Below are 13,224 nucleotides of genomic sequence, written 5' to 3'. Positions count from 1 at the left end.
AAAGCAGGAAAATTACCAGTATGCAAACAAAGAATAAATTCAAAGAAACCCTAGAAAGATACATTGGCTATAGGGGAATTGATATCGTCCTACATCTAAAAGATGGAAAAGTAATCGAACTAGATAAGAACCGCCTTATGGACGGAGAATTTGTCGTTGGTCATTTGGAAGCAGGTCAAGTAAGAATAGCAATCCAAGAAATTCAAAAAGCTGACTTTTTTGCAGCTTAACAGTTTTACAATTTAAATAACCTAATATTTGGATCTTAGAGCTGTCGCCATCAGATCCAAAAGTTTAGAGTTAAAAAAATAATCAAATTGAACCAGAGTCAGTTGAGAATCTATCAACTGGCAAAAAGTTCCGGTGCTTCAAGGAAAGTTTTTAGACTAACAAGAAATTTTGCTCCTTCAGCTCCATCAACAGCTCGATGGTCGCATGAAAGCGTCAATTGTAAAGTTTTTCCTGGAACAACTTCACCACTCCGCACGACCGCCTTCTCTTCAATAGCGCCGACTGCAAGAATCGCCGATTCCGGTTCATTGATTATTGCCGTAAAAAATTGAATTCCATACATACCTAAATTAGAAATTGTGAATGTACTTCCCGTATATTCTTCCGGCTTCAGTTTTCGATTTCTTGCTCGGTTTGCAAGTTCTCTTGTTTCAGAGGAAATTTGAGTTAGAGATAGAAAATTTGCGGACCGAATCACGGGTGTAATCAACCCTTCATCCAATGATACAGCGATTCCAATATCAATATTACCAAAGCGAACGATCTGATCGCCTTTCCAACTAGCATTTACATTCGGATGTTTATTTAGAGCAAGGGCAACAGCTTTAACGATCAAATCATTAAAACTTAGCTTGGGAGCCTTGCCTTCCGTTCCATCGTTTTGGTGCATTTTTTCTAGCGAACTATTCAATATTTCTCTGTAGCGTGTCAGCGGATCAGCATCAATTTCTATATTGAGATAGAAATGAGGCAGATTTTGTTTCGATGATGACAATCTCTGGGCGATTACTTTTCGCATGCCTGAGACAGGAATGGATACATCTTCCTTTATCTGTCCATGAGTTACTGTTTTATTGCCCTGATTGTTTTCCAAATAAGAATAAACATCCTTTTCAAGAATGCGTCCATCAGGACCCGTTCCACTAACATATTTTAAATCAACAGATTTTTGGATTGCGACTGCCTTAGCAAGTGGAGATGCTAAGATACGACCTGTATGCAAAGCTTCATTCTGTGCATTGCTGGATTTTTTTGCCAACTCCTGTTTCTCAGGCTTCTCAATTTGTTTATCATCTGATTTTTGTTCCGATTTAGATTCTGTTGGCTTTTCAGCTGAAGTCTTCTCAACTTTTGCTTGTGCAGGCTCAGCTTCTTTTTTCTTTTCTTGTGATCCCGAGTTAGTAGTAGGAATTTTTTTCTTTGCCTCAGCCAGAAGTTCTTTTATATCTTCGTCCTTTTGACCAATGATTGCAACCGGAAGTCCGACAGCTACTTTCGTTCCAGGTCCAGCAATGATTGCAAGCAATACCCCGGACTCATAAGACTCCATTTCCATAACGGCTTTGTCGGTTTCGACCTCTGCCATAACTTCTCCTGGACTCACAGAATCTCCTTCTTTCTTAATCCAATTCACAATCGTGCCTTCGGACATTGTGGGTGATAGTTGTGTCATTTCTGCAATCTTAGCCATTGGAACCTCCTACGCTAACATGGATCGAATCTTTTCTTTGATTCTTTCAGGGTTGGGTAAACTTTCTCTTTCGAGGTTTGCGGCATAGGACATCGGAACATCTCTCTGTGTTACTCGTTCAACTGGATGATCCAAATAATCAAATGCATCTTTCTGAATCAAATATGCAATTTGCGCTCCGAATCCAGCAACTGGCCATCCTTCTTCAACAATCAATGCCCTGTTGGTTTTTCGAACCGATTTCATGATTGCTTCTTCATCTAAAGGACGAAGTGTCCTCAAATCAAGGACTTCGATATTGATTCCTTCCTTAGTTAAATCTTCCACTGCTGGCATAACGAGGCTCAATGCTCGAGACCATGTAATGATTGTTAGGTCAGTGCCTTCTCTTTTGATATCGGCTTTGCCCAGAGGAATATAGAATTCTTCATCTGGCACTTCTCCCTTCATTCCATACAATACTTCACTTTCGATAAAAATGGTAGGATTGTTGTCTAGAATTGATGATTTCAATAGTCCACATGCATCCTTAGGAGTTGCGGGGGCAACCACCTTCATTCCTGGAACATGGGCATACCATGATTCGAAAGCTTGTGAATGCTGGGCAGCAAGTCTTCCTCCGACTCCACCTGCTCCTCGAAAAACTATCGGCATCGGAAATTGTCCACCGCTCATATAGAGCATTTTTGCCGCTGAGTTGATGATCTGATCAATTGCGACTAAGCTAAAATTCCAAGTCATAAATTCAATGATGGGTCTCAGACCGACCATTGCCGATCCAACTCCAATACCCGCAAAACCATTCTCAGAAATAGGAGTGTCAATCACACGAGCTTCGCCAAATTTATCCAACATTCCTTGGGATACTTTGTAGGCACCTTGGTAATGACCAACTTCTTCTCCCATCAAGTAGATGTTTTTGTCTTTTTCCATCTCCTCAACCATTGCTCGATTGAGTGCTTCTCTCATTGTAAGTAATGCCATTATTTATCCTCCGCCAATACATGATTGTACAACCAAGATAGAGGTGGCTCTTCGCTTTCTTCAGCAAACTTCACTGCTGCATCCACTCGCTCATTGATTTCCGTATCCATTTGATCGAGGTCTTCTTTTTTTAATCCTAAATCCAAAAGATCCAATTGAGCTCGAAGCAGCGGATCGCTTTGTTTGTATTTTTCGAGTTCTTCCTTAGTTCTATACTTAGCGGGATCCGACATGGAATGACCACGAAATCGATAGGTTGAGACTTCAATAAGAGTCGGTCCTTCACCCCGTCTTGCACGCTCAACTGCTACCTTGATATGGTCACGAATCTTGCAGACTTCATCTCCTTCAATTCGATCACGAGCCATATCATAGGCAACTGCTCGAATCGATACATCCTTTACGGAGAGAGCTCTGTACTCGGGGGTTCCCATCGCATAATGGTTGTTTTCACAGATGAAAACTGCAGGCAATTTCCAAATTGCAGCTAAGTTCAATCCTTCATGGAAGGAACCAATATTTGCTGCCCCTTCACCAAAAAAACACATTGTTACTGAATCTTCTTTTCTATATTTACTCGCAAAAGCAATTCCTGCCGCAAGGGAGATATGACCTCCAACAATTCCATGACCACCCATGAAGTGTTTTTCTTTGTCAAAAAAATGCATAGAACCCCCGTTACCTTTGGAGGTTCCGGTCTTCTTTCCAAATAGTTCTGCCATTAATTTATTGATATCCAGTCCGCGCGCTATGGCATGTCCGTGATCTCGGTAGGTAGATACGATATAATCTTGTGGCTTTAAAGTTGCGATCGATCCGACACCGACTGCCTCTTGACCAATGTATAGATGCAAAAATCCGCCAATTTTACCTGTGCTGTATGCTTTGGCAGCTGCTTCCTCAAATCTTCGAATGAGTAGCATCTGATAATAAAAATCCATGAGTTCTTTTTGATTCTTTGCCAAATCGTTCAGCCTCCGTACAATATAGTTTAGACTCTGGTAGCATATTCTATTCTTACCATGAAAGATTTCAAGACAGTTTCTTAAGGTTTTTTCTTGTCGAGAGTTACGAATCATCCGAAATTGGAAAAAATATGAAAATCACGCCAACCGGATTTGAATTCAATGACTTCAAATCCTTCAAAAGATTTGCTGTTGATCAGGGATTGATCGGTTCAATTTCACTGACGGATCCTATTTTAGATAAAAGTGGGAATGTCTTAATCAAAGAAAAGGTAAACATCAAAGACTCGATGATGAAAAAACTCGAAGATCTTGATGGTCAGTATATAGCTGATTTCAAGCTGAGCTTTTCTGGTGAGCTTATGAAAAAAATCAAAGAGCAAGTTGCTCGAGCTGTATATCGCAGATTTGAAGATAAGTCGAATGATTTTCTAAACTATATATATAAAGAATCCAATACTCATCTACCGAATTTTCGTGGTATTATCTTAAATGCTTTTTGTACTCGTAATCTAACACTAGTTTTCTTTAGAATTCTCTTAGAAAAGCCAATTTTTTTCAATCATTGTGCGGATCTTGGTCTTCTCAGTTTAGGTTCGGTCATTCAAAAGAAGACCGGTGTCAAGATGGTAAATCGATATTCATTTCTTGCAGGTATACTTGCTGATATTTCACTTATTGATACCGATTATTGGAAGAATCCGCTCAACGGTGACTGCACTGCCGTGTTGTCAAAATTCAGTACTAAAGTCTGTGAACAACTCAATCTTCCTTTCGAAGTGAGCGATGCGATCAATGGCCATCCCATTTTAGATTTAACTATGGAAAATGGTATCAATGCAGAAGGGATCGAATCGGACTCTATCCGAAACGGAAAATACTTTAACGAAATATTAACGACCAATGCAACGGGTGATTCCGTAACATCAGAGAATGAAGAAGGTGATGAAGGTGCAGGAGAAAAATCTGCCGAATTTGCAACCGAAGCGCTTCGGATCGGTCGCTATATTATGGAAAACCTTAAGTCGACGACGGATAAGAATCAGGTTTCTGAGAAGCTATTGGTTATGTTCACATACAATACGGAAAAAGGTTACTTCCGAAAAGATATCGCAGATCCGATGATATCTCAATTCAAAATGTTTGATACAGTGATTCAGCGAATTCGAATCATTTCGGATGTTGAAAACAAATGCAGATTTCCTAAATCGGCGTGGGCTTATCCCAAACCAAAAAGTGCTCAGATCCTTTGTAAAAATAGTAAATTTGAATGCCCATTGATTGTGAGTGGTTGGGATATAAATGTTATTGCAACGCAAGATCCATTTGGTTATATCGGAACCCATTTACCCGCAGGTGGATATCCTAAATGCGCTCTAGAAGAAGAACTTCAAGAGCGATTAGGTCGTGAATGAAAACTTAAGAATTAAAAAAAGAAAATTCAATAGTTTAACGCCAAGAAAGTTTACCCAATTTATCGTAATTGAATGGAATCGTAGCCTTATCTATACTCGGAAAAGATAGTCCACTAATTCCTGTTATCTTGTAGTTCGCAGATCTTTTAGTGTAGGCACTGTAAAGCGAAGTTCCCGCTTCAAACAAAGGAACCATTGTTTTGATTTTGACGATATTTGTATCACCAACTTGAACGATTTCCGTTGGACTTCCTGCAAGAAATTTCTGTCCTTCCAACTCCAAATCAAATTTTAATTGATTCATAAGTAATTTCGCAGCAGTTTTATTGGTGAATGCTAAATCAAAATTAGCCTCGAGTCCGGGTGAATTGTCTTTAGAATTGGTTCCTACGATTTTATCAAATATCCCCGTTGCAGCTTGAGTTGCAATTGTAGTTAGGTCAGGTTTCTTGAGTGAAAAGTTTCGTATCTCTACATCGGGCAGTACAGCTGGGATTTCTTTGGATTGATCAATTGGAAATTTTACAGAACTTGCACCTGCGATTTGGTAGTTTGCGGGAATTGGCAGTTCTAAATCTCCCTTCATTTGAAAATTCAATAGTTCTTTTTTGGGAAAATTCTTATAAAATTTAAGAAGATCCGAATATTTTAATTTTATATCCATTGGCACAGTTTTGGTTGCTTTGCCTTCAATCGCCCCTAGATCGGTATCAATATGAGTAAGCCGATTGCCTTCGATGAGAAGATCCACTCCAACAAGTGATTTTGGAAGGCTTACACCATAGGGGTTTTTGATCGATCCTACCATTTGCAGGGTAATTTCAGAGAGATTGATATTTTTGATATTCAAAGATTGAAATTGATACTGAGGCTTTGGAACCATACCTTGCATTTTTTCTAATGCAGAACAAGAACCAAGGAGGGCAAATAGGCTAATTGAAATTAATAATGTTTTCACAAACGAAGATTGAAAGAAGTAGAAACTCTTGTAAACTTAAATTTTCATTTCAAGTAAGATCGGTGCATGATCGGATGCTTCGAATTGAGTCAAAATATTGGCTTCTTGAATTTTAGATTTCAAATTATCCGTTACGAAAAAATAATCGATTCTCCAACCTTTATTATTTGACCGCGCATTGAATCTATAAGTCCACCATGAGTATTTTACAATTTCGGGATTTTTATATCGAAAGCTATCCACCCAACCAGAATCAAGAAAATCAGTAAGCCACTTTCTTTCTTCTGGAAGAAATCCACTATTTTTTGCATTTCCTTTTGGATTGTGAATATCTATTTCATGGTTTGCAATATTTACATCTCCACATAGTAGAATTTTTTTATATTTATTGCACAATTCTTTTGAATAATTCTGGAAATAGTCAAGAAATTCCATCTTGCGATCCTGTCTCTCCTGACCAGAAATTCCAGATGGAAAATATACATTCCAAATATAGAATTTGCCAAAATCGAGTCCTACAGATCTCCCTTCCTGGTCGAAGAAATCATGATCGATTCCAATTTTTATTGATTTGGGTTTGGATTTAGTGAATATGGCAACGCTGCTGTAGCCAGGCTTCATTGCGGTATGGTGATAACCTGTATAACCAAGTTCTTTCCAGATTTCTGGAGAGCATTGGTCTGGGGATGCTTTTGTTTCTTGAAGACAGAAAATATCGGGATTTTCTTCTTCTATAAAGGAGGCTAATCCTTTTTTTAAGGATGCTCGAATACCATTGCAGTTGAAAGAAAGGATTTTCATTGGAACTTTCCTGAGAAATATTGCATTTTAGGCTGTTATTCTAAGTGAAACTAGTCGAATTAAATAATAGATGAATTTAACCAATCTCTACATACCTTTAGGAACCTCTGGTTCATTGGTTTTCCTCGAACCTGAGGGTAAAAACATATCCCAAGATGATTCTATTCGTAGAAGAGTTCAGTTCGCAACATATTTTTTAGGCAAAAGAATAGAAGATGGATCAACTGTCTATCAATTCAAATCCTCCGATGCAATTCAAAGCGTTCCAAGTTTGTCATTTTATTTTCCAGATCCTTCTTCAGCTGATTTTTTAAATTCTGTAAAACAGATTGGTAGAGATTTGATTCAAGTCTTGTCTTCGGCTAATCTAGTTGTTTTCTATCCTCCTGAATATGAGGAAAGAGTTCGTGAGATTTTTGCACTTATTATCCTTGGCAATTACTCGCAGATCAACGAACGAGAGTTAGGTTTGCCGGATCAGATTTTTGGAAGACCATTTTCCGACTGGAAAAAAGAATTTCTAGAAATTGGATTCCAGGTTTTTAAAAGCCTAAGATCTCTATCTGGCAAAAATTCTATCACGACACATCCAATCTCAGCCTCCTCAGAAAAACTGAAGGAAGAAGGAACAGTAGCCTATGTTGCTCATTCCTTAGATAAACCAAAGCTCGAACCCAAGCAATCTGCGACTCAGTCAAACAATTCCCCCGAGTCAATCAGTGGAAGCTACACAACGGGGAGCATTAAGACTGGCAATCTAAAAGAAATAAAAACAGACCAGGATTCCGATCAAGCTAAAGAATCATCCAATGGGAATATTTCTGCTGTAAATACGAATGCGCAATCACCGAATACAAGCAATTCGAATATCCAAAATAAAGAAAATTCTCTGCCAACGATCGCTCCAAAAAATGAGCAAACACCCAAGCAACCAGAATCAAAAGATTCCTCAAAAGAACAAAATACTGTTGCGGTAAAATCTCAAAACAATTCGGATATTTCATCCAATTCATCTATTGCAAAAGACTCAAGCCCAGAATCTAAGATTGAACATGTGAAGGCTGAGTCTCCGAGTCAAATTCAAGATTCGGCAGCAGGGAACAAAACAAAATTCTCTATACAAGTGAAGATGATGGGAATCATTTCTTTGATACTTGCAATAACGGTTTCCATAATTATTGGTATTGCAACTTACTTCTTCAAGCAAGATTCGGAGACTCGTGTTCAAGAGAACAATCTTGCCTTGGTTGATCTTGTTGGATTAAAAGTTTCTTCCGACATCCAAGGTATTGTAACAAAGGCTGAGCAGCTTATAGCCAATATGATTCGTACGAATCTTACGGCAGAAGATAAACGATTTATCAATGAATTGTTTTTTCAGTCGGACAAAGATTTTCTCTTTGTCGGTTTGATGCGAAAATCCGATGCAGGTTTGGTTGCTGATCAGAAGTTTTTTAATGAAGAAAGCTTGATTGAAATAGGTTTATCTGAAGATGACGTTGCTCAAAATATTTTGAGAAATTCAGAAGCTATTGAAAAGGCACTTACAGGGAAGCCACTGATCATCAACTCAACTCCTGGTTTTTCTGTTCAGTCTTTTATCTTGGCTGTTCCTACCAACCAAGAATCGGGTATTCCAAAAATTCTCGTTGTAATGGTAAAGCTGGATAAAATCGCATCAGCATTTACGAATAAAGGAATCATCACAACCTTTATGGTCAATGATGAAGGCAGAGTAATTGCCCATCCGGTCGAAGAAGTGATTCTTTCATCAACTAGCTTTCTTGATTCCCCAATTGTAAAGGCAATGCTTGCAAGTCAGGTGGATCAAGGTCAGATACGATACAAAAGCCCGGAAGGTCGACCTTTTATGGGTTCTTATCAGAAAATAGGATTTGGCGATGCAGGAATTGTATCCATCGTATCAGAAGATAAAGCCTTCCAAGCTGTCTATCGAATTCAAGAAAGAAATATTTATATCTTGATTATATCTTTGTGTTTAGCGCTCGTTATTGTATTCTTTTTTGCAAAGTCTCTTAGTCGACCAATTCTAACGTTGCTTCATGCGACTCTGGAAATTGCAAAAGGAAACTTTCGCATGGGAATCAAACCAACAACCAAAGATGAAGTGGGACTTTTGACTAGCTACTTTATTACAATGGGTGAGGGTCTAGAAGAAAGGGAAAAAGTAAAAAGCATTCTTGGATCTATGATCGATCCAGTGGTGGTTAAGGAAGCAATGGTCGACTTAGCTGCCTTGAAGCGCGGTAAAGAGGCAGAGATTACTGCTTTTTTTAGTGATGTTGCAGGTTTCTCCACAATTTCGGAACAGTTGACTTCTGTTGAATTGGCATCCTTGCTGAATGAATATTTATCTGCGATGACAATACTTCTTAAGGAAAATGAAGGAGTTTTGGATAAATACATTGGAGATGCTATTGTTGGAATTTTTGGCGCTCCGGTCGAAGTTGAAAAGCATGCATTTAAGGCTTGTAAGGCGTCCCTTGAAATGGTTATCAAACTAGCAGATTTGCGAGCGTATTGGCAAAAAAATAATCTCTATTCTAAGGAAGCACAGATTATGGATGCTCGGATTGGTTTGAATACGGGTCCAGCAAAAGTAGGATTCATGGGAACAGACGCCTTAGCATCTTATACTATGATGGGTGACACTGTGAACTTGGCTGCTCGCCTTGAAGCTGCGGGCAAAGACTATGGTGTAAACATAATGATAGCTGAGAAAACAGTTGCAATGGTTCAAGGAGAAATGTTTACCAGACTTTTGGATCTTGTACGTGTTAAAGGTAAAAACGAACCAGTGAAAGTGTATGAATTGGTAAATTTTGAGACATTAGCAACTAGTTCGCAAAAAGAATTTGTGGGACTCTATGAAGAGGGTTTTAGTTTGTATCTAAGTCGGCAATGGGATTCAGCAATTAAAAAATTTGAAGATGTTTCCCGAGCAAAAGGTTCCAAAGACAAATCTGCCAAAATGATTTTAGACCGATGCCTGGACTATAAATCGAATCCTCCGCAAGAAGATTGGGATGGAGTATTTACTCGGACAACCAAGTAATCATTCATGAGATTTCTAAATAAAACAGCCGTCACAGTTCCGATTCTTCTAGTTGTGGCAGGAATTTTTTCGTTTTTACTTTATTTGAGTTTTACTCAAAAAATTGAAGCGGGAGACAATCCGACAATTGGAATCCTAACTTTTAAAACCAGAACTATTCAAAGAAAATATGATAATGAAGTTATCTGGGAATCAATTACAACTTCAACAGAGATTAGAAATAAAGATACAATCCGTACAGAAAAAAGCAGTGATGCGGTTCTAACTTTGGAAGATGGAACCGAAATTCAAATTGGTGAGAATTCTATGATCTTCGTAGATTTTTCTGACAAAAATTACAATTTGAATTTTGCTTATGGAACTGTGTCCGCGGATCGTAAAGGAGCAGCAGGTGATTCTGCAATCAGTATTCAGACCGGAGACAGCACGATAAAAGTTGGATCTGGTGAGTTATCAATGGATAAAACAGGAGATTCACTCAATATCAAAGTTGGATCAGGTACTTCGAAAATTCTGAGTGGTGATCAAGAGCAAACTGTATCTGAAGATCAGACAGCTAAAATTAGTGACTCAGGTCTATCTGTCAAAAACCAAAATTATAAGTTATTGACTCCTTCGGATCGATCTATTAGCTCAATTCCAGGCAAATCACAAAGAGTAAAATTTTCTTGGTCATCGGATGAATCGAAAAAGAATCTTCCAGTTTCTATAGAAATTGCATCCGATATTGGGTTTCGTAGAATCATAAAAAAGGCTGATCTCAAGCAATCTAGTTTTGAAACAGATTTAGTTCCAGGCTCTTATTATTGGAGATTGAAATATAAAGAGAAAGGTATAGATGAATCTACTGCTACTTCTCGTTTTACATTATTAAAAACTGAGAATATTCGAATTTTTACACCAACTTCTGGTCAAGTAATTTCTTATCTTCAAGGTTCATCGATTCCTCCTGTTTCATTTTCTTGGTCCAAAATCGATCTTGCCAATTCTTATAAAGTAGAAATTGCAAAGGATCGTAGCTTTGCAAGTGCACTGGCAACGAAAGAAACAAGAAATAATTCCATCGCATTCAATGATTTAGAAGTAGGAACTTATTTTTTTAGAATAACTGGTAAGTCTTCACTTCAAGATCAGAAAGATATAGTTAGCGAAATTGGGAGTTTTTCTATCGGGATTAAGACTGAGGTGGAAGCCCCTCAATTACTAGATCCACAGAATGGCAAATCCATCGAAAAAATTGCGGTTCCTGAGACTGGACTGTTTTTTGCTTGGAAGGACAATAAAGATTATGCTTCGTTTACTCTAACAGTTGGAAATGATCCCAATATCTCAAATCCAATTTTAACTGAGACAGTTAAGACAAATTATTTTAAATGGAAAAATGACATAGCTCCAGGTAAATATTATTGGAAAATCGTAGGGACAGCTAAATCTGGATCGGATAACAAAGCGTCCAATATTTATTCTTTTAACATTACAGAAGGAGTTCAGCTATCGCTTGTTAGACCATCGGACCGCGCACGTGAAGATTTTCCAGAAAATGGAACTATGACTTTTAGCTGGAAAGCACTGCCCAAGTCTGGCAAAACTCTGCTGGAAATAAGCAATAAACCAAGTTTCGAGAATCCTGTTATTTCGAAAGAAGTAAGTGGTTTGTCTCAAGTGGTGAATCTTCCTAAACCTGGAACTTACTATTGGAGATTGAATTGGGAGGGAAATTCTCAGAAAACGCTTTCTTCGATTTTTTCATTCACGACAGTAACGAAAGTTCTTCCACCGAAGTTGAATTTTCCTGCAAGAAATCAAACTGTTGATATGACAACGCGGGATAGTTTGGTTTTTCAATGGTCAAATGTAACAGATTCAGATGGATATATGGTGCAATTATTTGATACGACGGGTTTACGTGAGCGAGAGGTATTCTCTATTAAAACTCGTGAAACTCGATACGAAATGCGTGATCTTACTAAATTGAACCAAGGTAAGTTCCGTTGGGAAGTCAAAACATTCTTAAAAAATCCAGATGGAACTTCCACAGAGTCTCTATCCGAAAAGGCAGAATTCTTTATTACTCTAACCACTGGCATTCAAACAAAGATTCTTTCTCCGGAGAAAGTATATGTGGAATAAAATAAAAATACTTTTCACATTATTACTGTTATCCTATTCGTTAGGATTGAATGCTCAAGATTCGGCACCTTCGGATGTAAATCTTCGTTGGGAAGCAATCCCCGGAGCGTTAGGCTATATTGTAGAAGCAAGAACCAAGTCTGGAAAAGTTTTTTTGAGTGAGAAAACATCGGTCAGTAATTATGAACTTGCCAACGTAGAACCAGGGATCTATGAACATAGGGTTGGTGTGATCAATAAGTTCGGTAAAGTGGAGGGCTATACGGACTGGAAACCATTTGAGGTCGTTCAGACTAGGTTGCCAATTCTCAATGACCGGAAAGTGTATAGCGCTGGTAAAGACGAGACATTGAAAAGACTAGAAATTTCTGGTAATGATTTCATGGATAATATGAAAGTCTATCTTAAGAAAGATGGTAAAGTTATAACTCCCGTTAAAGTAGAAATTAGCAAAGATGGAAAAACTGCAAAGGCAGATTTTAAAATTGAAGACTTCCCTGAAACTGGGGCATATGACCTTATATTAGAGAATCCGAAAAAGAAAATCGCAGTCAATCAGAGAAATTTTATTCTTGGAAGAGATAAAGAACAAGCTGAGAAAATTGCCCAAAGGCAAGCTCGAATCAATAATAATGAGATTCCTCCAGATTATTATGACACACCTTATTGGAGTACAATGTGGAGATCTACAATTCTTCCAGGCTGGGGTCAAGAATATATTGATGACAAGTCTTGGAAGTTATACACCTATCCTATTGTTTTACTTGCAGCTGTTGGTGTTTATGCAAAGTCATACCAAGATTTTCTAGGCGCAAGAAAGGAATACTATGAAGCTGTTCAATTTGGATTTATACTAACATCGACTAGTTCAAATGATTTGTTATTTCTTTATAACAATCAAGAATCTGTTGCGAAATATGAGGCTGCTAGATCTCGACTGGACCAAATAAAAATTGGAGCGGGCGCTGTTGGACTTTTTGCCCTTTATAACATTGTAGATGCATTTCTGTCTGTGCGAAGAAATGTTGCAGTGAACGAAAACAAAGGATTCAAAGTTAGTGAACAGATGGAAATTAGAGCAAATTCAGTGATTCGAAGAGCTAGCAATTTTGAGCCTTCAACCGCTGAAACTTATAACCATCTTGAGATCTTCATGCGCTTTTAGATTGTAAAAAGCTTGTTGTTGTGGTTTA

At 38.1% G+C, this 13,224-nt stretch carries 10 protein-coding genes; 5 read left to right on the top strand and 5 right to left on the bottom strand.

Features of this window, described 5'->3' with window-relative positions; translation table 11 throughout:
• Positions 1 to 20 precede the first annotated feature (20 nt).
• Positions 21 to 230 (top strand): hypothetical protein, encoded by a 210-nt coding sequence (locus O4O04_RS12175; protein WP_272531983.1) that lies wholly within the window; start codon positions 21 to 23, stop codon positions 228 to 230.
• Between the two features lie 113 nt (positions 231 to 343).
• Here the strand turns inward: O4O04_RS12175 and O4O04_RS12170 are convergent, their stop codons facing one another.
• From O4O04_RS12170 to pdhA, 3 genes are read right to left on the bottom strand one after another with little or no spacing between them, the layout of a single operon-like run.
• On the bottom strand, positions 344 to 1,702 hold the full coding sequence (locus tag O4O04_RS12170; RefSeq protein WP_272531982.1) for a pyruvate dehydrogenase complex dihydrolipoamide acetyltransferase: 1,359 nt from the start codon (positions 1,700 to 1,702) through the stop codon (positions 344 to 346).
• A gap of 9 nt (positions 1,703 to 1,711) precedes the next feature.
• Positions 1,712 to 2,686: a pyruvate dehydrogenase complex E1 component subunit beta gene (locus O4O04_RS12165; RefSeq protein ID WP_272531981.1), complete on the bottom strand. Its 975-nt coding sequence runs from the start codon at positions 2,684 to 2,686 to the stop codon at positions 1,712 to 1,714.
• On the bottom strand, positions 2,686 to 3,627 hold the full coding sequence (gene pdhA / locus O4O04_RS12160; RefSeq protein ID WP_272536090.1) for a pyruvate dehydrogenase (acetyl-transferring) E1 component subunit alpha: 942 nt from the start codon (positions 3,625 to 3,627) through the stop codon (positions 2,686 to 2,688). Before pdhA ends, O4O04_RS12165 begins: the two co-directional genes overlap by 1 nt.
• A 155-nt stretch (positions 3,628 to 3,782) precedes the next feature.
• Here pdhA and O4O04_RS12155 point away from each other — a divergent pair, with 155 nt between their 5' ends.
• Entirely contained in the window at positions 3,783 to 5,066 is a 1,284-nt protein-coding gene (locus O4O04_RS12155) for a hypothetical protein (protein WP_272531980.1), read from the top strand.
• 34 nt (positions 5,067 to 5,100) lie between these two features.
• Here the strand turns inward: O4O04_RS12155 and O4O04_RS12150 are convergent, their stop codons facing one another.
• Both O4O04_RS12150 and O4O04_RS12145 read right to left on the bottom strand, forming a co-directional pair.
• The gene (locus O4O04_RS12150; protein WP_272531979.1) at positions 5,101 to 6,024 is read right to left on the bottom strand and encodes an LEA/WHy family protein; all 924 of its coding nucleotides are present in this window, start codon (positions 6,022 to 6,024) and stop codon (positions 5,101 to 5,103) included.
• Positions 6,025 to 6,060: 36 nt separating this feature from the next.
• Positions 6,061 to 6,825: an exodeoxyribonuclease III gene (locus O4O04_RS12145; RefSeq protein WP_272531978.1), complete on the bottom strand. Its 765-nt coding sequence runs from the start codon at positions 6,823 to 6,825 to the stop codon at positions 6,061 to 6,063.
• Positions 6,826 to 6,895: 70 nt separating this feature from the next.
• On the opposite strand from O4O04_RS12145, the gene O4O04_RS12140 reads away from it, so the two are divergent.
• Genes O4O04_RS12140 through O4O04_RS12130 form a run of 3 tightly spaced genes read left to right on the top strand, consistent with a single transcriptional unit; the run spans position 6,896 to position 13,196 of the window.
• Complete coding sequence (locus tag O4O04_RS12140; RefSeq protein WP_272531977.1) at positions 6,896 to 9,901, top strand: adenylate/guanylate cyclase domain-containing protein; 3,006 nt, start codon at positions 6,896 to 6,898, stop codon at positions 9,899 to 9,901.
• Positions 9,902 to 9,907: 6 nt separating this feature from the next.
• On the top strand, positions 9,908 to 12,031 hold the full coding sequence (locus O4O04_RS12135) for a FecR family protein (protein WP_272531976.1): 2,124 nt from the start codon (positions 9,908 to 9,910) through the stop codon (positions 12,029 to 12,031).
• Positions 12,021 to 13,196 carry a DUF5683 domain-containing protein gene (locus O4O04_RS12130; RefSeq protein WP_272531975.1) on the top strand — a complete coding sequence of 392 codons (1,176 nt, stop codon included), beginning with the start codon at positions 12,021 to 12,023 and terminating at the stop codon, positions 13,194 to 13,196. The genes O4O04_RS12135 and O4O04_RS12130 overlap by 11 nt, the downstream gene beginning before the upstream one ends.
• The last annotated feature ends 28 nt before the right edge of the window (positions 13,197 to 13,224 follow it).

Origin of the sequence: Leptospira sp. GIMC2001, from assembly GCF_028462125.1 — a bacterium.
Classification (GTDB): domain Bacteria; phylum Spirochaetota; class Leptospiria; order Leptospirales; family Leptospiraceae.
This window is presented reverse-complemented; position numbering and strand designations above follow the sequence as displayed.

Coding starts and splice junctions, on each gene's coding strand:
- O4O04_RS12175 (WP_272531983.1), top strand. CDS start 21: ATGCAAACAAAGAATAAATTCAAAGAAACCCTAGAAAGATACATTGGC.
- O4O04_RS12170 (WP_272531982.1), bottom strand. CDS start 1,702: ATGGCTAAGATTGCAGAAATGACACAACTATCACCCACAATGTCCGAA.
- O4O04_RS12165 (WP_272531981.1), bottom strand. CDS start 2,686: ATGGCATTACTTACAATGAGAGAAGCACTCAATCGAGCAATGGTTGAG.
- pdhA (WP_272536090.1), bottom strand. CDS start 3,627: ATGGATTTTTATTATCAGATGCTACTCATTCGAAGATTTGAGGAAGCA.
- O4O04_RS12155 (WP_272531980.1), top strand. CDS start 3,783: ATGAAAATCACGCCAACCGGATTTGAATTCAATGACTTCAAATCCTTC.
- O4O04_RS12145 (WP_272531978.1), bottom strand. CDS start 6,825: ATGAAAATCCTTTCTTTCAACTGCAATGGTATTCGAGCATCCTTAAAA.
- O4O04_RS12140 (WP_272531977.1), top strand. CDS start 6,896: ATGAATTTAACCAATCTCTACATACCTTTAGGAACCTCTGGTTCATTG.
- O4O04_RS12135 (WP_272531976.1), top strand. CDS start 9,908: ATGAGATTTCTAAATAAAACAGCCGTCACAGTTCCGATTCTTCTAGTT.
- O4O04_RS12130 (WP_272531975.1), top strand. CDS start 12,021: ATGTGGAATAAAATAAAAATACTTTTCACATTATTACTGTTATCCTAT.